Origin of the sequence: Skermanella stibiiresistens SB22 (genome assembly GCF_000576635.1) — a bacterium.
GTDB classification, from domain to species: domain Bacteria; phylum Pseudomonadota; class Alphaproteobacteria; order Azospirillales; family Azospirillaceae; genus Skermanella; species Skermanella stibiiresistens.
On the sequence record NZ_AVFL01000001.1, the window covers coordinates 265,892 to 284,020 of the forward strand.

At 68.4% G+C, this 18,129-nt stretch carries 15 protein-coding genes; 7 read left to right on the forward strand and 8 right to left on the reverse strand.

What is annotated here, in order from left to right; translation table 11 throughout:
* Positions 1 to 127 precede the first annotated feature (127 nt).
* The 5 genes from N825_RS01220 to N825_RS01240 all read right to left on the reverse strand — a co-directional run bounded on the left by N825_RS01220 (position 128) and on the right by N825_RS01240 (position 7,727).
* Positions 128 to 3,574, reverse strand: coding sequence for a PAS-domain containing protein (locus N825_RS01220; protein ID WP_037446003.1), 3,447 nt, complete (start codon positions 3,572 to 3,574; stop codon positions 128 to 130).
* 109 nt (positions 3,575 to 3,683) lie between these two features.
* The gene (locus N825_RS01225; protein WP_051511364.1) at positions 3,684 to 4,682 is read right to left on the reverse strand and encodes a metal ABC transporter permease; all 999 of its coding nucleotides are present in this window, start codon (positions 4,680 to 4,682) and stop codon (positions 3,684 to 3,686) included.
* Positions 4,679 to 5,902: a metal ABC transporter permease gene (locus tag N825_RS01230; RefSeq protein WP_051511365.1), complete on the reverse strand. Its 1,224-nt coding sequence runs from the start codon at positions 5,900 to 5,902 to the stop codon at positions 4,679 to 4,681. The genes N825_RS01225 and N825_RS01230 overlap by 4 nt, the downstream gene beginning before the upstream one ends.
* Positions 5,899 to 6,738 (reverse strand): metal ABC transporter ATP-binding protein, encoded by an 840-nt coding sequence (locus N825_RS01235; protein WP_051511366.1) that lies wholly within the window; start codon positions 6,736 to 6,738, stop codon positions 5,899 to 5,901. The genes N825_RS01230 and N825_RS01235 overlap by 4 nt, the downstream gene beginning before the upstream one ends.
* Positions 6,739 to 6,743: 5 nt before the next feature.
* A complete protein-coding gene (locus N825_RS01240; RefSeq protein WP_037446004.1) occupies positions 6,744 to 7,727 on the reverse strand; it encodes a metal ABC transporter solute-binding protein, Zn/Mn family in 984 nt (327 codons plus the stop codon).
* 158 nt (positions 7,728 to 7,885) lie between these two features.
* Here N825_RS01240 and N825_RS01245 point away from each other — a divergent pair, with 158 nt between their 5' ends.
* On the forward strand, positions 7,886 to 8,635 hold the full coding sequence (locus tag N825_RS01245; RefSeq protein ID WP_037446398.1) for an SAM hydrolase/SAM-dependent halogenase family protein: 750 nt from the start codon (positions 7,886 to 7,888) through the stop codon (positions 8,633 to 8,635).
* 66 nt (positions 8,636 to 8,701) lie between these two features.
* On the opposite strand, the gene N825_RS01250 is transcribed toward N825_RS01245, so the two are convergent.
* The gene (locus N825_RS01250) at positions 8,702 to 9,268 is read right to left on the reverse strand and encodes a phosphonate degradation HD-domain oxygenase (protein WP_245612964.1); all 567 of its coding nucleotides are present in this window, start codon (positions 9,266 to 9,268) and stop codon (positions 8,702 to 8,704) included.
* The gene (gene phnX / locus N825_RS01255) at positions 9,265 to 10,086 is read right to left on the reverse strand and encodes a phosphonoacetaldehyde hydrolase (protein WP_245612965.1); all 822 of its coding nucleotides are present in this window, start codon (positions 10,084 to 10,086) and stop codon (positions 9,265 to 9,267) included. The genes N825_RS01250 and phnX overlap by 4 nt, the downstream gene beginning before the upstream one ends.
* A 234-nt stretch (positions 10,087 to 10,320) precedes the next feature.
* On the opposite strand from phnX, the gene N825_RS01260 reads away from it, so the two are divergent.
* Genes N825_RS01260 through N825_RS01270 form a run of 3 tightly spaced genes read left to right on the forward strand, consistent with a single transcriptional unit; the run spans position 10,321 to position 14,209 of the window.
* Positions 10,321 to 11,370 carry a putative 2-aminoethylphosphonate ABC transporter substrate-binding protein gene (locus N825_RS01260; protein ID WP_245612966.1) on the forward strand — a complete coding sequence of 350 codons (1,050 nt, stop codon included), beginning with the start codon at positions 10,321 to 10,323 and terminating at the stop codon, positions 11,368 to 11,370.
* Between the two features lie 17 nt (positions 11,371 to 11,387).
* Positions 11,388 to 12,488, forward strand: a complete 1,101-nt coding sequence (locus N825_RS01265; RefSeq protein ID WP_037446006.1) for a putative 2-aminoethylphosphonate ABC transporter ATP-binding protein — start codon at positions 11,388 to 11,390, stop codon at positions 12,486 to 12,488.
* Positions 12,489 to 12,499: 11 nt separating this feature from the next.
* Positions 12,500 to 14,209 (forward strand): putative 2-aminoethylphosphonate ABC transporter permease subunit, encoded by a 1,710-nt coding sequence (locus tag N825_RS01270; RefSeq protein ID WP_037446007.1) that lies wholly within the window; start codon positions 12,500 to 12,502, stop codon positions 14,207 to 14,209.
* 12 nt (positions 14,210 to 14,221) lie between these two features.
* Here N825_RS01270 and N825_RS01275 read toward each other — a convergent pair whose 3' ends face one another.
* Positions 14,222 to 15,157: a LysR family transcriptional regulator gene (locus N825_RS01275; protein WP_037446402.1), complete on the reverse strand. Its 936-nt coding sequence runs from the start codon at positions 15,155 to 15,157 to the stop codon at positions 14,222 to 14,224.
* 119 nt (positions 15,158 to 15,276) lie between these two features.
* Between N825_RS01275 and N825_RS01280 the strand changes: the two genes are divergently transcribed.
* From N825_RS01280 to N825_RS01290, 3 genes are read left to right on the forward strand one after another with little or no spacing between them, the layout of a single operon-like run.
* Positions 15,277 to 16,218 (forward strand): ABC transporter permease, encoded by a 942-nt coding sequence (locus N825_RS01280; RefSeq protein WP_037446008.1) that lies wholly within the window; start codon positions 15,277 to 15,279, stop codon positions 16,216 to 16,218.
* On the forward strand, positions 16,215 to 17,009 hold the full coding sequence (locus N825_RS01285; RefSeq protein ID WP_037446009.1) for an ABC transporter permease: 795 nt from the start codon (positions 16,215 to 16,217) through the stop codon (positions 17,007 to 17,009). Before N825_RS01280 ends, N825_RS01285 begins: the two co-directional genes overlap by 4 nt.
* 32 nt (positions 17,010 to 17,041) lie before the next feature.
* Positions 17,042 to 18,112 (forward strand): ABC transporter substrate-binding protein, encoded by a 1,071-nt coding sequence (locus N825_RS01290; protein WP_037446010.1) that lies wholly within the window; start codon positions 17,042 to 17,044, stop codon positions 18,110 to 18,112.
* Positions 18,113 to 18,129: the final 17 nt, after the last annotated feature.

Here is an 18,129-nt window from a genome sequence, read left to right on the forward strand (position 1 = left end):
GCCATCTGCCTTTCAAAGGGTTAGGATGGCTCCGACTTTCCGCAATTCGAAAGATGTCGAAAGGGGTATGTCTCCGGTCTGGCCTACAAGGCCCACCGACTCGGTTTGGACCGTCAAATCCGGGTTGTCAGGTCCGGGAGGTCAGGCCGAGGGCGTCATAGGCGTCGGCGGTGGCTTCCAGCAATGCCGGGACCTCGGCGCTCAGACGGTGGACGGTATCGCCGTCGTCGGCGTGGCAGGCGCGCTCGATCGCCCGGATCGTTTCGGCCAAGCGGGCGGCGCCGAAGGTGCCGGCGGAGCTTTTCAGCGTATGGGCCTCCCGCGCCACCACGGGCAGGGGGCCTTCAAGGATCCGCTCGACACGGCCGCGGGCCTCCGACAGGAAGGCGTGGATCAGGTCGGGCAGGATGGTTTCGTCCAAGTCGTTCTTCAACTGATCGAGCACGCCAAGGTCCAGCAGATCCGGCGGGAGCGCACGGCCCGGCTCATGCCCCCGCCGATCCCTTCTTCCCAAGTCGCCATCGGCGCCGGAGCCGGTGCTGGTTGCTTCGGGCGAGGCGGCGGGTAGCCAGCGGGCGATCGTCTCCAGCAGGTGGAGGCGTTCGATCGGTTTGGGCACATAGTCGTTCATGCCGGCATCGAGGAAACGCTCGCGGTCTCCCACCATGGCGTTGGCGGTCATCGCGATGATCGGGATATCGCCGACGGGCGCCGGCAGGGCGCGGATCGCCCGCGTCGCCGCGATGCCGTCCATCTCCGGCATGGCGATATCCATCAGGACCAGCAGGTATGGCGCGCGCCGGACGGTGGCCACCGCCTCCAGCCCGTTGGACGCGATATCCACCCGGTAGCCCGCGACCTTGAGAAGGGTGCTGGCGACCAGCTGGTTGGTCACGCTGTCCTCGACAAGCAGCAGGCGCGGCGCGTCGGGCGGCAACGTGTCGCCTTCCAGGCCGGATGTCCCGTCAACCCCATCGGCCTCGCCGCTTCCGATGGAGGGAACGGCCGGGACGGCCTTCCCATCGGATTGAGGCAGTTCGATCACCGTCTCGCCAGCCAATGCCGCGAGGAGGGAGGCTTGGCGCGCTGGCTTGCGCAGCGCCGCCGAGAAACCCGCCGCCTCGCAAGCGGGCCAGGAGGTGGGGATTGGGCGTCCTGGGCGCTCAATCCCCGCCAGCAGGATGAAGCGGACCACGCCGGCGTCGCGCAGCCGACGGGCAAGCGTCGTGATCGGCAGGTCGGTCACGGCGGCATCGACCACGGTGGTGTCGAAGGGAGGGCTGGCCCTGGACGCTTCGATCAGTTCCAGCGCGGTGCGGGCAGCCGCCGTTCCCCGGACCAAGGCTCCCCAGGCGGTGAATTGCCGGGTCAGCACCTCGCGGCTGACGCCATTGGGTTCGATCAGCAGGATGCGCCTTCCCGCCAGGGGCGCGGCGGCGACGGGCGATCGCCCGCCGTCGGCTTGGCGCGTCAACCGCACCGCGAACCAGAACCGGCTGCCGATCCCGGCCGCGCTCTCGAATCCCATGGTGCCGCCCATGAGCGTGACGAGACGATTGGCGACCGCCAGTTCCAAACCGCCACCGCCATGGCGGCGGGGTGGGCCCGTGCCACCATGGCTGAATCCATCGAACACCTGGGCCTGGGCGACGGCCGGTATCCCGATGCCGCTGTCGGCCACCTCGAAGCGCAACGCCACCGTCGCCGGCCCACTCTCCAGCGCCATGATGGTCAGCGAGACGCCACCTTGCTCGGTGAACTTGACCGCGTTACCCACCAGCGTCGCCAGGATCCGGCGCAGCCGCTGCGGATCGCCGCGCAAGGTCGCGGGCAGGGTGGAGGGAACGCTGGTCACCACGTCGATTCCCTTCGCCGCGGCGACCCCGGCCAGCGTGTCGACCACGCCTTCCACCATTTCGACCAGGTCGAAGGCTTGATCCTCGAGCCGGAGGCGGCCATCCTCCAGCCGGGCGAGATCCAGGATACCGCTCAAGGCCGCCACCTGCGCCTCGACCGTTTCCCGGATCGCCAGGGCCTGGGAGCGCTGGGGTTCAGCCAGTCGGCTTTCCGTTAATGTCCCCGCCATCACCAGCGCGCCGTTCAGCGCCGGCCTGATCTCGCGGCCGATCGCGGCGAGGTAATCCGACAAGGCGCGGCTCCGCTCCTCCGACTTCGCCTTGGCCACCCGCAACTGGCCCGCGATGTCGTGCCACTCGGTGATGTCGCGCAACGTCAAGGCGCTGGCGGCCCGATCACGCCAGGGCACCTCGCGCCGGGAAACCTCGCACAGGATCCGGTCGCCGCCGTGACGCAGGAACCAAGCGCGCCGACGTTCCGGTTCCGCGGCGCCCGGTCCGGCTTCCGTGGCTCTTGGTCCGGCTTCCGCGGCGCTCGGTCCGGCTTCCGCGGCGCTCGGTCCGGCTTCCGCGGCGCTCGGTCCGGCTTCCGCCGGGGGGCCATTATCCAGCCCATCGCGCGATCCGACCCAGTCCTTGGGCGCCACCAGCCGGTCCATCGGGCAGCCGATCAATTCTCCCACGGCTTGGCCGAACAGGACGGCCGCCGCGTCATTGGCGTCGATCACGACGCCGCCGTCATGGATCAGCACGGCTTCCGACGTCGCGCCGGACAACCGGCGGAAGCGCTCCTCCCGGTCGGCGAGGTCGCGCTCGGCGCGGCGGATCGCCGTCACGTCGACGTAGCCGACCAGCCACCCGCCATCCACCATGGGCACGGAAACGACGTCGAGCACATGGCCGTCATGCCGCACATGATCGCGCCGCGATGTCTCCCGGCTGGCGGGTAGGCCATCGGGGGCCTGGGAAACGCCGTCCAGCTCCGCTTCACCCCGGCTCGACAGGAGTGCCGTGAACTCCGCCAGGTGCAGGCCAGCCAATGGCAAATCCGGAGGCAGGTCGAGCAGTTCGCCCAGCTTCGCGTTCCAGCCGATCAGCCGCGCCTCGGGGCTCCACAGGCAGATCCCCTGCGGCAAGGCGTTGAGGACGGCGTCGAGCAGCCGGATGCGCCGTCCCAGCTCGGCCTGACGGCGCTTGGCCTCGGTCACGTCGACACTGACCGCCACCCGATAGCCGCCGTCGATTCGCCGGCCATCGATCCTGAGCCAGCGTCCGTCGGGAAGTGGGTGGCCACCGTCGAGATCCGGATCGGGCGACTCGGCCAAGGAGGGGACGCCTTCGACCAGGGATGGGGGCTCCCCCGGTGGGGCGGACCCGGTCGACTGGTGCGGCATCCCCTGGGCGGGCAAGGCCGATTCCCGGTAACGCCGGTTCGACATGACCAGCCGGTCGGCCTGATCGAAGATCGCGAAGCCCTGTGGCAAGGCCTCGATCGCGTCGGCCAGCATCCGCCGGGCGGCGTCGGTCCGCCGTTCCGCCGCCCGCGCCACCCTGACCCGGCGCTCGCTGGCGGCCAGCCGTTCCACGACCAGCCCGATCAGGGCGGCGGCGCAGACGATCTTGATCGCCACCATGCCCATGCCGGCGCTCGATGGCGGCAGGGTCGCCCCAAGCGTCAGCGTCACGATGGCGGTGATCTGCACCGCGAACCGCCGCATCCTTTTGGGATGCCGACCAGCGGGCGGGTCAGGGTGCGGGGTCTGCTCGGCTGCTTTCCTGGTCATAGTTCGCCCGGTGTGTCGCCACCGGATCACCGGCGCCCTCACCCTAATGGGTCACCGCATCCGAGACAACATCCTTGCCCATTTGGTGACCAGCGGCGCCTCGATGCCGCGGCCTGTTCCGCGCCAGGACGCCATGGCGCGGGGCGAACAGGATCGCCGCCGTCAGCAGCACTCCCGCCAGCGTGGCGATCATGCCGGCCGCGTTCAGCGCGTCGGCGGGGCCACCGGCCAGGATCGAAGGACCAAAGGCACCCAGCAGATAGCCACCGGCTCCCGTCAGTCCGCCGATCGCGACGCTGAGCCAGAGCTGGACCGGCAGCCTGTCGGTCAGCAACCGCGCGGTGGCCGCCGGGCAGATCAGCATGGCGACCACCAGGATGGAGCCGACCGCCTCGAACGAGGCGATCGCCGCGATGGCGACCAGCACGACGACCGCGTGGTGGAACAGGCCGGCCGGAATCCCCAGCGTGGTCGCGAGCGCCGGATCGAACGAGGTGATCGCCAGCTCCTTTGCGAAGGCCACGACACAGACGACGCACAGCAGCGTCACCAGCGCCAGCGTCACCACTTGACGCGGCAGGTCGGCCCAGACCGCCGGATCGGCCAAGTCGGCCCAGGTTTGGGGCGCCAGCCACAGGATCGCCTCCAACTGGCCATAGAGCACGCAGTCGGCGTCCAGATCGACCGCGCGGGCCGCGCCCTGCTCGATCAGGACGACGCCCCCGGCGAACATAACGGTGAAGACGACACCCATCGCCGCCCCGCCGTCCAGCCGGCCGAACCGGCGCACCGCCTCGATCAGCACGCCCGCGATGACCGCCGCCGCCAGGGCGCCCAGGATCACCGGCAGGCCGGCGCGCGTGCCGGTGATCAGGAAACCCGCGACGATGCCGGGCAGGATCGCGTGGCTGATGGCGTCGCCCAGTAGGCTCTGGCGCCGCAGCACCAGAAAATTGCCGACCAGCGCGCAGCAGACGCAGGCCAACACGGCGGCCGTCATGGCGGGCAGGTCGATCTGGAGGAATTCCTGGGTGGTGATCATCCCGCGATCTCCCGATGCGCCATCCCGGCCGGGCCGGTTTCCAAGTCGCGCACCATGTCGGCGGGCAGCACGCGGTCGATTGGATCGATGCCCCAATTGGCTTGGCCCGGGATCAGGGTCGGGTAGCGGATCAGGAAGCGCTCCCACAGCCGGCGGTTCCGGTCGGCGGCGCTGGCGGCGGCCCGGCCGCGCTCGGTCAGGACGCCATCCGCCGCCAGTCCGCGCAGCCGCAGCCACGCCATGATCGCGGGTGACGCATCGAGTGGATGGCCCGCTTCATGGGCCGCCAGCGCCGCTTGTTCGGCGTATGCCAGCCGCAGGCGGGCTTGGCGCAGCGCGGTCGCGACGACTCCGCGCGCCGGGGCGGCCAGGAAGCTGACGAGGAACAGCGCGCCGGCCACCAGCACGATCACGGCGCCCGCCGGCAGGCGCGGCACCAGGGCGGACAGGCTGGCGCCGATCCAGCCGCTCGCCCCTCCCAGCGCCGCCGCGACCAGCACCATGACCCATAGCCTCTCGGTCCAGAACCGGGCCGCGGCGGCGGGCACGATCAGCAGCGCCACGATCAGGATCAGCCCGACGGTTTGGAGGCCAATCACCGTCACCAGCGTGGTCAGGCCCATAAGCGCCAGATCGATCCGCCGGGTCGGCCAGCCTTGCCCGGCCGCGAAATCGGGGTCGAAGCAGAGCAGCCGGAATTCCTTGAACAGCAGGCCGGCGGCGGCGAGCGCCGCCAGCGCCAGCGCGCCGAGCGCCAAGGCCTCGCCCTGGTTCATCGCGGCGGTCTGGCCCAGGATGAAGGTCTTCAGCCCCGCCTGGTTGCCGGTCGCCAGCGTCTGGATATGGCTGAGCAGCACCACGCCGACGCCGAAGAAGACGCTGAGCACGGCGCCGATCGCGGCGTCCTCGGGCAGGCGGGTGTGGCGCGTGATGGCCTGGATCGCCAGCACGCCGGCCAAGCCGCTGACCAGGGCTCCCGTCAGCAGGACCGGCAGGCTGCGGCCTTCCAGCCCCAGTCCTGTCGCGATCAGGAACGCCAGGGCGATGCCGGGCAGGGTCGCGTGGCTGAGGGCGTCGCTGACCAGCGCCCGTTTCCGCAGCAGCATGAAGCCGCCGATGGCGCCGGCCGCCACCCCCAGGCAGGCGGTGCCGGCGACCACCACGGCCGAGTTGAAGCCAGCCTGGAGCGTCAGGGTCGCGATGACATCGGCTGGGTTCATGCCACGCCCCGCTCGAGTGGAGCGAGGTCCCGCCCTGGATCGGGCGCGCGGTCCCGCCCGGCCATGGGAACGTCCCCCGGTCCCAGCCGGCCACCATAGGTCTGGCGCAGGGTCTCGGCGTTCAGCGTGGTGGCGACGGGTCCGGCGGCGACCACCCGGGTGTTGAGCAGCAGGACGTGGTCGAAGTAGTCGGCCACGGTCTGGAGGTCGTGATGGACGCAGATCACCGTGCGGCCGGCGTGGTCGAGATCGCGCAGCACCTGGATCACCGCCCGCTCGGTCGCGGCGTCGACCCCGGCGAACGGCTCGTCCATGAAATAGACCCGCGCCTCCTGCGCCAGCGCCCGGGCCAGGAAGACGCGCTGCTGCTGTCCGCCGGATAGCTGGCCGATCTGCCGGTCGGCGAAGTCGGCCATGCCAACCCGGTCCAGGCAGGCCCGCGCCGCCTCCTTGTGGGCCCGGCCGACGGGGCGGCACCAGCCGATCATGGCGTAGCGGCCCATCGCCACGACATCCAGCGCCGAGGCCGGGAAGTCCCAATCGACGGTTTCCCGCTGCGGCACGTAGCCGATCAGGGCGCGCCGCTTGGCGACCGGTCCGCCATGGACCTTGACGGTGCCCGAGACCGCCGGGACCAACCCCAGGCACGCCTTGATGAAGGTCGACTTGCCGGCGCCGTTGGGTCCGACGATGGCGATCAGGCCACGCGCCGGCGCCGTGTAGTCGGCCGACCATAGAACCGGCTTCCTGTTGTAGGCGACGGTCAGCCCGCGCACCTCCAGCGGCGGGGTCGCGGCGGTTTCGGCGATGGATGGGGCGGAGTGGGGGAAAAGCATGGCGCTCACTTCTCCCCCACATCCGCAGAGGCAGCCGTCAGCCGGCCCTCGAAGCCGCCGGATGGGGGATCGCCGCCCAGGGCGCGCGCGATGGTCGTGACGTTGTGGTCGATCATGCCGACATAGGTCCCCTCATGGGTGCCGGGCGCGCCCATCGCGTCCGAATAGAGCGCGCCGCCGATCTCGACCCGGTGGCCGCGCGCGGCGGCACCTTCGATCAAGGCCCGGATGTTGCGCTCGGAAACGCTGGTCTCGACGAACACGGCCGCGATCCGGCGGGAGACCAGTAGGTCGACCAGCGCCTCGATCTCGCGGAGGCCAGCCTCCGACTCCGTGCTGATTCCCTGGATGCCGCGCACCTCCAGGCCATAGGCGCGGCCCAGATAGTTGAAGGCGTCGTGGGCGGTGACCAGGACCCGCGTCTGTTCGGGGATGCTGGCCAGCGCCGATCGGGCATAGGCGTCGAGTCGACCGAACCGCTCGGCCAAGCCGGCGGCGTTGGCGCGGTAATGGTCGGCTCCGGCGGGATCGAACGCCACCAGGGCCTCCAGCGCCGCGTCCAGCGCGCGGGTCCACAGCTTGACGTCCATCCAGACATGCGGGTCGGGGTTGCCGTCGAAGCCCGCGGGTGTCAACAGCAGGTCGGACGGGATCGCTTCCGCGACGGCGTGGACCGGCTTGCCGGACCCGGCGATGCGGGTCAACGCGTCGGTGATCTTCCCCTCCAGATGCAGGCCGCTGTACAGGACGATATCGGCCCCGGCGATCCGCGCCACGTCGGAGCGGGTCAGCTTGTAGGTATGGGGATCGACGCCCTCGCCCATCAGGCTGCCCACCTCGGCGCGGTCGCCGGCGATGGCGCGTGCCAAATCGGCGACCTGGGAGGTTGTCGTGACCACCGTGAACGGAGTGGCGGCACGGACAGGATGCGGAAGCGCCACCAAAAGTGTCGCCGCCAGAAAAAACCATCCGAAGAGAACCCGCTTCATGGCCGGTATTCCCTTGGGATGTTGGACATTGAACAGGTGTTCATATTGACATGTCCCTTTATTTATTTGAAAACTCGCAATCCTTGTTAAGTGATATGCCGTGTGCTTTTCCTTTTACAAGCATATCTCTTCGTATGATCCAGAAGGATGCTGACGCGATGATCTTATTGTTCACCGACTTCGGGCTGGCCGGCCCCTACACCGGGCAGATGAAGGCGGTGCTGGCGGCCCAGGCTCCGGGCGTCCCGGTGATCGACCTGTTCGCCGACGCGCCGGCCTTCGACCCCTTCCTCGGCGCCTATCTGCTGGGGGCCTACCGCGAGGCCGTGCCACGGGGCGGCGTGCTGCTGGGCGTGGTCGATCCGGGCGTGGGAACCGATCGTCCGCCCCTGGTCGTCCGGGCGGATGGCCGCTGGTTCGTCGGGCCCGGCAACGGGCTGTTCGAACTGGTCATGCGCCGCGCCGTCGCGGCGGAGATTGAGGCCCCGGTGGAGGTGTGGACGATCGACTGGCGTCCGGAGCGGCTGTCGGCCAGCTTCCACGGCCGCGACCTGTTCGCCCCGGTCGCCGCCAGACTGGCGCGCGGCGAACCGGTGCCTGGAACACCCGTCGCGCCGAAGGGTGTCCGCCGCCCCGACTGGCCCGACGACCTCGCCCGCGTCGTCTACATCGACGTCTATGGCAACGTCATGACCGGTCTCCGCGCCTCGATGCTGGCATCGGACGCCGTGCTGGAGGTCGCGGGCCGCCGGGTCGCGCGCGGCCGCACCTTCGGCTCGGTGCCGGTCGGCGAACCGCTCTGGTACGAGAACTCCAACGGTCTTGCCGAGATCGCGGTCAACCAAGGGCGGGCCGACGCGGCGCTGGGGTTGCGGGTCGGCGATGGGGTCAGGGTCGTCGATGTCTGAGCGGTGACCGGTCAGGCGCTTGGTTACACACCGCCTCGATCCGCAAGGGTGATCGTCACCCCAGCCTCAATCACGCCGCATCGCGCAGGCGGCCAGATAGGGCCTGAAGAAATCCAGCCCCGGCGTCACGGCGCCCACCACCTTGGCCTTGTCGTCCCAGCGCCGCACCAGGACCGCGTCGGGTCCGAAGCGGCCCAGGATGAAGCGGGCGGCCTGATCCTCGGTGAGGGGCCCGCCTTGCAGCTCCAGGCTCCGCCTGGACGCGGGGGACAGTGCCGCGGCGTAGGCGGGGTCGACCGCGCACAGGTAGCGCTTGGCGGCGACGTGCAGGCGGACCGGCGCGCAGACATCCTCGGGGAAGCGGTCGGCCAGCCAGCGGGCGCCGATCGCCTCGTGCCGGCCGTCGATGTCCTCGTCGGCGATGGTCTCGCCCAGTCCATGCAGCAGATGGCCGACATCGTGCAGCAGCGCCGCCGCCACCAGATGGGGTGGGGCGCCGAACTGTTCCGCCATCGCGGCGGTCTGGAGCGCGTGCTCGGTCTGGCTGATGGCTTCGCCGAAATAGGCTTGGCCACCGGAGGCGCGGAACAGGTCGAGGATCTCTGAAACGGTGTCGGTCATGGCCCCAGTCACGGAACGGCTCCAAGGGCGAGCCGGCGTTCGATGTCCTCGATCACTGGGATCAGCTGGCCGATCCCGTCGATGACGTAATGGGCGCCAGCGGCGCGCAACCGATCATACGCGGCGGTCCGCCTGACCTTCAACTCGTCTTCCGACAAGGCCGTCAATTCCTCGACCGCCAGACCCATCTCGTTGCCGGTCAGGGCGACCGCGACGGTCCACATGCCGGCGTTGCGGCCCTCCTCGATGCCGGGTGCCGTGTCGTCCACCTTGACGCATGCCGCCGACGGCCAGACGTTCAGCTGGATCATGTTCTGATAGCACATCAGCGGGGTCGGGCGCCCGGCCGGCAGGTCCCCGGCGCAGACGACGCAGTCCGGCTCGTAGCCCCGGGCGGCGGCGGCCGGGATCAGCGCGTCCATGATCGGCCTGGAATAGCCGGTGGTCGAGCCGATCTTGACGCCCCGCGCGCGGAGATCGGCGATGGTCGTCCGGGCGCCCGGCACCAGATCGGCGTGGTCGGCGACCACCGCGACGTTCATCGGCAGGAAGCGGGCGTAGAGGTCGTCGACGTCGGCGTCGGTCATCGGGCGGCCATGGACGCCTTCCCAGCGCTTCGCCACCTCCGGCAGCGCGCCGACCGCCTTGATGTGATCCCACTTGGGCAGTCCCATGGGAACCCGCGCCTCCGCGACCGAGATGGTGACGCCAACCGTGCCGAAGGCCTGGACGAAGACGCCCATCGGCGCGCGGCTACCGAAATCCACCACCGTGCCGGCCCAATCCAAGATGACCGCGCGAACCGGTCCGTCATAGGGCTTAGTCATCATGCGGTCATTTCCTCCATGGCCAGGCAGAAGCCCCGCGCCGCACTCTGCACCGACGAACCGGCAAAGAGAAGCGGCTAAATCCGTTTGAATCCGAGCCTGAAGAGTCGGCCCGTATCATTAAACCGTAACGCGAAACCGCTAGTGTCGGCTCCAACGGTCGCGGCGAAACAATCGTCGGGGCAAGAAAAAAACAAGCTCATACACCCTCTCAGCCAGCCAGGGAGTTCCCGGACCATGGGCCGCCCCTTCACCATGACGCGTCTTTTCAGCGCCGCCACGCTCGGCATGGCCTTTCTCCTCACGGCGCTCGCCGACGCTCCGGCCCAGGCCAAGACCGCCCTGACCGTTTACACCGCCGTCGAGGCGGACGAACTGGCCGGCTTCAAGCAGGCGTTCGAGGCGAGGAACCCCGAGATCGAGATCAAGTGGGTCCGCGATTCGACCGGCATCATCACCGCCAAGCTCCTGGCGGAGAAGGACAACCCGCGGGCCGACATCGTGTGGGGCCTGGCCGCCACCAGCCTGAAGCTGCTGGCCGACGACGGCATGTTGACCCCCTACGCGCCGAAGGGTCTGGACCAGATCGACAAGGCCTTGCGCGATCCGGCCGAACCGCCGGCCTGGATCGGCCAGCGGGTCTGGATCTCGGCGGTGTGCTTCAACACGGTGGAAGCCAAGAAGCGCGGCCTGCCGGTCCCGAGGAGCTGGGCGGATCTGGCGGACCCCGTGTACAAGGGCCAGATCGCCATGCCGAACCCCAATTCGTCGGGCACCGGCTTCCTGTCGGTCTCGGCCTGGGTCCAGACCATGGGCGAGGCGAAGGCCTGGGACTACATGACCCGGCTGCACGATAACATCGCGACCTACACCCATTCCGGTTCCAAGCCGTGCCGCCAAGCGGGTGCCGGGGAATACGCGATCGGCATCTCGTTCGACTATCGCGGCGCCAAGGTCAAGGCCGATGGGGCGCCGGTCGAGGTGCTGGTGATGAGCGAGGGTTCCGGCTGGGACCTGGAGTCGTTCGGCATCGTCAAGGGCACCAAGTCGATGGAAGCCGCCAAGGCGCTGGCCGACTGGTCGGTCAGCCGGGAAGCCAACGAGATCTACGCCAAGGCCTATTCGGTCGTGGCGCTTCCGGGTGTCGCCAAGCCGATCGCCGGCTATCCCGAGGGGCTGATCCAGTCGATGATCAAGAACGACTTCACCTGGGTCTCCGCCAACCGCGAGCGTCTGTTGGCGGAATGGCAGAAGCGGTTCGATGGCAAGACGGAGCCCAAGAGCTGAGCGGGGAGGCGGCCGTCATGACGGACGCCGAGCCCTATCTGCGCCTGGAGCGGATCACCAAGTCGTTTGGTCCATTCCAGGCGCTAAAGGATGTGTCGCTGGAGATCTTCCGCGGCGAGTTCGTCTGTTTCCTGGGTCCGTCGGGCTGTGGCAAGACCACCCTGCTGCGCGCCATCGCCGGCCTGGACGTCCAGACCAGCGGCAGGATCGAGCAGGGTGGCCGCGACGTGTCGGATTTGCCGGCCAGCGCCCGCGATTTCGGCATCGTCTTCCAATCCTACGCGCTGTTCCCGAACCTGACAGTCGCCCGCAACGTCGGCTATGGGCTGGAAAGCCGTAAGATTCCTCGGGACGAGCGGACCCGCCGGGTCGCCGACCTGCTGGAACTGGTCGGGCTGCCGGACGCCGGGCCGAAATTCCCCGGGCAGCTGTCGGGTGGACAGCAGCAGCGCGTGGCCTTGGCGCGCGCCCTGGCGATCGGTCCCGGCCTGCTGCTGCTCGACGAACCGCTGTCGGCGCTGGACGCCCGCGTGCGCCAGCGCCTGCGGACCGAGATCGTGCGGCTGCACCGGCGGCTGGGCGTCACCACCATCATGGTCACGCACGATCAGGAGGAGGCGCTGACCATGGCCGATCGCATCGTGGTGATGAACCAGGGCGGCATCGAACAGGTCGGCACGCCGCTGACCATCTACCGCCATCCGGCAAGCCGCTTCGTCGCCGACTTCATCGGCCACATGAATTTCATCCCGGCCCTGACAGCCGGTCCGGGCCGGGTCCGCGTCGGCGCGCTGGAACTGGAAACCGGCGAGCTGGACGACCTGCCGCCCGGCACGCCGGTGACATTGGGCGTTCGGCCGGAGGACATCCAGGTGCGGGATATCGGTGGGCACGCCGCGAACGTCTTCAGCGCCCATGTCGGCGAACTGGAGTTCCTGGGCGGCATCTGGCGCGCGGCGCTGACGGAACGCTCTATGGGCGCCGGTCCGGCGCTGGAGCTGCGCGCCGATCTCTCGTCCAACGCCGTCCGCGACCTCGACGTCGCGCGGGGGGCCGAGTTGATGGTGGCGGTCCCGCCGGAGCGGATCCGGGTCTTCGTCCAAGGGGCGTCCCCGTGACCGGGCAGGGGATGACGCGAACCGATCTGGTGGTGTCGGCGCCGGTCGGGATCGTCCGGCAGAAGGCCGGATGGGACGATTGGGTGATGCGGGCCGGGCTGGTGGTGCTGGGGCTCTATCTGGCGATCACGATCGTGCTGCCCTTGTGGTCGATGCTGTCCAAAAGCTTGGAGGACCATTCCGGCGCCTTCGTCGGACTGGCCAACTACAGCGCCTACGCGTCCAATCCGGTGCTGGTGCGGTCCATCCTGAACAGCCTGACGGTGGCCGGCGTCACCACCGCCATCACGCTGGCGCTGGCCTTCGTCTACGCCTATGGATTGACCCGCAGCCGCATGCCGGGCCGCGGGCTATTCCGCGCGGTGGCGATGATTCCCCTGCTGGCGCCGTCGCTGCTGCCCGCGATCTCGCTGATCTACCTGTTCGGCAACCAGGGCGTCATCCGCGACTGGCTGATGGGCTGGTCTGTATACGGTCCGATCGGGATCGTGATGGGCGAGGTCTTCTACACGTTCCCCCACGCGCTGATGATCCTGACCACGGCCCTGGCGGTCGCCGACCAGCGGCTCTACGAGGCGGCGGACTGCCTGGGCGCCACGCGGTTCCGCCGGTTCATGACCGTCACCCTGCCGGGTGCCCGCTATGGGCTGGTCAGCGCCGGCTTCGTCGTGTTCACCCTGGTGATGACGGATTTCGGCGTGCCGAAGGTGATCGGCGGTTCCTACGACGTGCTGGCGACCGATGTCTACAAGCAGGTCGTCGGGCAGCAGAACTTCCAAATGGGCGCCGTCGTCAGCGCCGTGCTGCTGATCCCGGCCATCCTGGCCTTCGCCGTCGATCGCATCATCCAGCGCCGGCAGGTCTCGCAGCTCGGCGGCCGGGCCGTGAGTTTTCGGCCGAGCGCCGAACCGCTGCGCGACTGGACCCTGTTCGCGGTCTGCGCCGCGGTCGCCCTCGTCCTGCTGGCGATGCTCGGGATGGCCGGTTTCGCGTCGCTGGTCAAGTTCTGGCCCTACAATCTGGAACTGGGCCTTCGCCACTACAGCTTCGACCTGATGGACGGCGGCGGTTGGGGCTCCTATTGGAACAGTCTGAAAATGGCCAGCTGGACGGCGGTGATCGGCACCGCCGTGATCTTCACCGGCGCCTGGATGATCGAGAAGAGCCGCGGCGCCGGGCCGCTGCGCACCGCCTGCCATCTGCTCGCCATGCTGCCGATGGCGGTGCCGGGACTGGTGCTGGGTCTGGCCTACATCTTCTTTTTCAATCCCGCCGGCAATCCCTTGAGCTTCCTGTACGGCACGCTGGCGATCCTGGTGATGAACAGCATCGCCCACTTCTATACCGTGAGCCACCTGACGGCGGTGACCGCGCTGAAGCAGATCGATCCGGAGTTCGAGAGCGTCTCCGCCTCGCTCAAGATTCCCGCTTACACCACCTTTCTCCGCGTGACGGTGCCGGTCTGCCTGCCGGCGATCCTGGGTATCAGCATCTATCTGTTCATCAACGCCATGACAACGGTTTCCGGCGTCGTGTTCCTCTATTCGCCCGACACGACGTTGGCGTCGATCGCGGTGCTCAACATGGACGACGCCGGCGACATCGCCCCGGCCGCCGCGATGGCGATGATGATCGTCTACACCTCCGCCGCGGTGAAGCTGATCCACGCCACCGCCACCGGTGGTCTGCTCCGCGTCACCCAACGCTGGCGGGCGCGGTAGTCGCCGATCGCCTCAAGTCCCGGCGCCGCGCCGCGCCTCCTCCAGACACCGCCGGATGCTCTCGGTCAAGGCGTCGGCGACGATGCGGGAGATCCTGGACAGCGGTTTCCGCGCGTCGATCGCGATGCTGACGGTCTGCGGCTCCGCCCCCTTGTCGCGGACCGGCAGGAAGACCAGCGACCCCTCGATCAGCTCGGGTGCGGCGTCCAGTTCCGACGTGAAGGCGATGTGTCGGCCGCCCTTGGCCAGCATCTTGACCAGCTGGAGCGAATTGGTGACGACGCTCTTCTGGGTGTCGGTGAACAGCCAGCCGTAGCGGGCGTCCAGATAGCGGCGGATCTGGAGAGCCTTGCTCTGCAGGGCGATCGGATAGGCCACCGCCTGCTGGAGGCTGATCGTTCCGGCGCCCGCGAGTTCGTGGCCGGGCGCCACCACGCAGCCGAACGGCAGCTCGGCGCTCCACAGGATGTGGATGTCGCGGCGTGGCGACAGGTTGAAGACGGCGGCGACCGCGACGTTGCCGGCCAGCAATTCGGTCAACGCGTCGTCCGGGCTGGCGATCTCGACCTCCAGCGAAATGCGGGGGTGCTCCTCGGCCAGCCGATTGATGAAGCTGGGCAGGTAGCCGTTGACATGGCTGTCCATCGCGACCAGCCGCACGTTGCCCTGGTTGATGCCCTGGAGCTGCTGGAGTTCCGCCGCCGCGCGCCGCTCGTCCGCCCGCCAGCGCCGCGCCAGCGTGATCAGGGCGTCGCCGGCGGGGGTCAGCCGCATGCCACGCGGCATGCGCTCGAACAGGGCGACGCCGAGGTCCTGCTCCAGCAGCAGGATCTGCCGGTCGATCGCCGAGGCGGCGATGTTCAGCTCCTTGGCCGCCCGTTGGATCGAGCCGGAGCGGGCGACCTGATCGGCGTAGCGGAGCGAGGCCGGGACCAGCGAGCCGCGCATCGGAGCCTCCATTCTAATTTCTCGAATGATTAATTGCCCAAGCTGCGCTGGACGGCAATGCCGAACAACCGGATCATCCGCATGACCGAACGCTTCACCTTCGAGGGGAGGACATCCGGATGCCTGGTTTGGAAGCCGTCAACCCGGCCCTGACGGCGGCGCCCGACGACACGGGGATGGCGCGCCTGTGGGCCGCGATTACCGGAGGGCGGCTGACTGGTTATCTGCTGGTGGCACCGACCGTCCTGTTCCTGGCTGTCTGGTTCCTCTGGCCGGTGCTGTCGATGGTGACGCTCAGCCTGACGTCGCGGAGCGTCGACGGAGTGATGGTCGAGGGCTTCACCCTCGAGAACTATGTCCGGCTGTTCTCGACCGACCTGTATTTTCGCATCCTGATCCGGACCATCCGCATCGCCGTGCTGACCAGCCTGATCGGGGCGCTGTTCGCCTATCCGCTGGCGATAGCCATCGCGCGGGGTGGCCCGACGATGGCCCGTGTCGTGACGATCACCATCATCGCTCCGCTGTTGGTCAACGTGGTGGTGCGCTCCTATGGCTGGCAGACCATCCTGAACAAGACGGGAGCGCTGGCCTACCTGCTGAAGTCGGTCGGCGTCGCCAGCCCGCCCGTGCTGCTCTATACGGAATGGGCGGTGCTGATCGCCTGCGTCCACGTCTATCTGCCCTTCATGGTGATGCCGCTGGCCTCGGCCATCGGCAGGATCGACGGCTCGGTGGAGGAGGCGGCGCGGGTGGCGGGCGCCTCGCGGCTGTCCTGCTTCCTGAGGATCGTCCTGCCGCTCAGCCTGCCTGGACTGGCGGTCGGCGTGTCGCTGGTCTTCTCGCTGAGCGCCGCCGCCTATGTGACGCCGCAGATCCTGGGCGGCAACTTCTCGCCGCTGCTCGGCACGCTGATCGAACAGCAGATCCTGACGTTGAACGACTGGCCGTTCGGCGCCGCGATCTCGACGCTGCTGATCGCCATGGTCCTGATCACCAACCTCGTCTTCCTCAAGATCGTCAACCGGCGCTTCGCGCGCTGGGCGGGAGGTGCCCGATGACCGCGACCGTCAGCCCCTGGCTCAAGGCGATCGTCGGCGTGATCCTGCTGATCGTGGTGGCCCCCTTGGTCGTGCCGCTGCTGATGTCGATCTCCGATACCGCCTACATCGTCTTCCCGCCGCGCGGCTTCACGCTGAAATGGTACGGCGAGGTCCTGGCCAACCCGGAGGCGCGCGGCAGCTTCCTGTTCTCGCTGGAACTGGCGGCCATCGTGACGGCGATCTCGCTGGCGCTTGGCATCCCCTGCGCCGCCGGCCTGACCCGCTATCGGCTGCCGGGACAGGACGCCATCCTCGGCCTGATCCTGTCGCCGCTGATCGTGCCGCTGATCGTCACCGGCGTCGCCTTGCTCCAGCTGTTCTCGCTGCTGGGTTCGCGGGCGACCTTCGCGCAACTGATCATCGGCCACACGGTGATCTGCCTGCCCTATGTGATCCGGTCGGTGTCGGCCAGCTTCGTGCTGGTCGACCGGAACCTGGAGGACGCCGCCGCGATCATGGGAGCGCCGCCCCACGTGGTCGCGACCCGGGTGATCTGGCCGCAGGTCCGGCCGGGCATCCTGGCGGGAGCGATCTTCTCCTTCATCGTCTCGTTCGACGATTACCCGATCTCCATGTGGTTGGCCGACGGCGACCACTTCCCGGTGCCGCTGTACCTCTACACCGTGATCGAGCGGTCGTTCGACCCATCCATCGCGGCGATCTCGTCCCTGATGATCCTCTTCGCGCTTCTCCTCGTGCTCGTCATCGAGAAGGTCTTCGGCATCAGCCTGGCCCGGCTCGCGAGCTGAACTTCCTCCCCCCCATTCCCAGGAGCACCCCCATGACCGTGATGACACGCCGGACCTTCGGCAAGCTGACCCTTGGCGCCGCGGGGCTGGCGGCTCCCCTGGTGTACAGCCGCAATTCCTGGGCGGCGGGCAAGCAGATCCAGATCGGCATCTGGGGCGGATCGCAGGGCGAGTTCGTCAAGAAGCGGATCATCCCAGCCTTCGAGAAGGACTTCGATTGCCGCATCGTCGCGGAGGAGGGCTTCACCCTCGCCAATGTCGGCAAGATGCGGGCGACCAAGGACAATCCGAAGTTCTCGGTGATGTTCATCGACGACGTGGCGATCCCGATCTGCAAGCAGGAGGGCCTGATCGCCGAACTGCCCAAGTCCGACATGCCGGCCCTCGCCAACCTGTATCCGCGCTTCGGCTTCGACGGCTGGGGCTCGGCCCTGGCGATCTCGGTCGCCGGCCTGTTCCACAACACCGAGGTGACGCCGCCCGACAGCTACGCCGCCCTGTGGGGCCCCGAATACGCCGGCAAGCTGAAGCTGGTCAGTCCCAAGAACACGCCGTCGGTCTTCTTCCTGATCGTCGCGGCGGCGCTGAAGACCGGCAAGCCCTTCGCCGAGGCGCAGTACCAGATCGACGGCGCCTTCGACAAGGTGGCCGAGATCAAGGCCAACGTGCAGAACCTGTTCGACAACGGCCCGCAGGCCGCCAACGAGGTGGCGCAGGGGCAGGCGGATATCGGCCTGCTGGAACTGTCCAAATACGTCTATCCCTACACCGCCAAGGGCGCTCCCGTGACCATGAGCTTCCCGAAGGAGGGCAGCTTCGCCGGCAACAACTGCCAAGTGCTGGTCAAGAACGGCCCCAACCAGGATCTGGCGGTCGCCTTCATGAACCGCATGCTGGAGCCCGCCGTGCAGAAGGCCTTCTCGGAATACGCCTTCACGGCGCCGCCGGTCTCCGGCATCGAGTTCTCGAACGAGACGCTGAAGTACCTGGCCTATCCGGTCGAGGAGATGGACAAGCGCGGCTTGTTCACCCCGGACTGGGAATTCATCAACGCCAACCGCTCCGCCTGGACCGAGAAGATGAACGGCATCTTCGCCGTCTGAACCAGTCGATCAACAGT

What these genes read in the sequence shown, in the direction of transcription:
- N825_RS01220 (WP_037446003.1), bottom strand. Translation starts at nt 3,574, where the DNA reads ATGCGGCGGTTCGCGGTGCAGATCACCGCCATCGTGACGCTGACGCTT.
- N825_RS01225 (WP_051511364.1), bottom strand. Translation starts at nt 4,682, where the DNA reads ATGATCACCACCCAGGAATTCCTCCAGATCGACCTGCCCGCCATGACG.
- N825_RS01230 (WP_051511365.1), bottom strand. Translation starts at nt 5,902, where the DNA reads ATGAACCCAGCCGATGTCATCGCGACCCTGACGCTCCAGGCTGGCTTC.
- N825_RS01235 (WP_051511366.1), bottom strand. Translation starts at nt 6,738, where the DNA reads ATGCTTTTCCCCCACTCCGCCCCATCCATCGCCGAAACCGCCGCGACC.
- N825_RS01240 (WP_037446004.1), bottom strand. Translation starts at nt 7,727, where the DNA reads ATGAAGCGGGTTCTCTTCGGATGGTTTTTTCTGGCGGCGACACTTTTG.
- N825_RS01245 (WP_037446398.1), top strand. Translation starts at nt 7,886, where the DNA reads ATGATCTTATTGTTCACCGACTTCGGGCTGGCCGGCCCCTACACCGGG.
- phnX (WP_245612965.1), bottom strand. Translation starts at nt 10,086, where the DNA reads ATGATGACTAAGCCCTATGACGGACCGGTTCGCGCGGTCATCTTGGAT.
- N825_RS01260 (WP_245612966.1), top strand. Translation starts at nt 10,321, where the DNA reads ATGGGCCGCCCCTTCACCATGACGCGTCTTTTCAGCGCCGCCACGCTC.
- N825_RS01265 (WP_037446006.1), top strand. Translation starts at nt 11,388, where the DNA reads ATGACGGACGCCGAGCCCTATCTGCGCCTGGAGCGGATCACCAAGTCG.
- N825_RS01270 (WP_037446007.1), top strand. Translation starts at nt 12,500, where the DNA reads ATGACGCGAACCGATCTGGTGGTGTCGGCGCCGGTCGGGATCGTCCGG.
- N825_RS01275 (WP_037446402.1), bottom strand. Translation starts at nt 15,157, where the DNA reads ATGCGCGGCTCGCTGGTCCCGGCCTCGCTCCGCTACGCCGATCAGGTC.
- N825_RS01280 (WP_037446008.1), top strand. Translation starts at nt 15,277, where the DNA reads ATGCCTGGTTTGGAAGCCGTCAACCCGGCCCTGACGGCGGCGCCCGAC.
- N825_RS01285 (WP_037446009.1), top strand. Translation starts at nt 16,215, where the DNA reads ATGACCGCGACCGTCAGCCCCTGGCTCAAGGCGATCGTCGGCGTGATC.
- N825_RS01290 (WP_037446010.1), top strand. Translation starts at nt 17,042, where the DNA reads ATGACCGTGATGACACGCCGGACCTTCGGCAAGCTGACCCTTGGCGCC.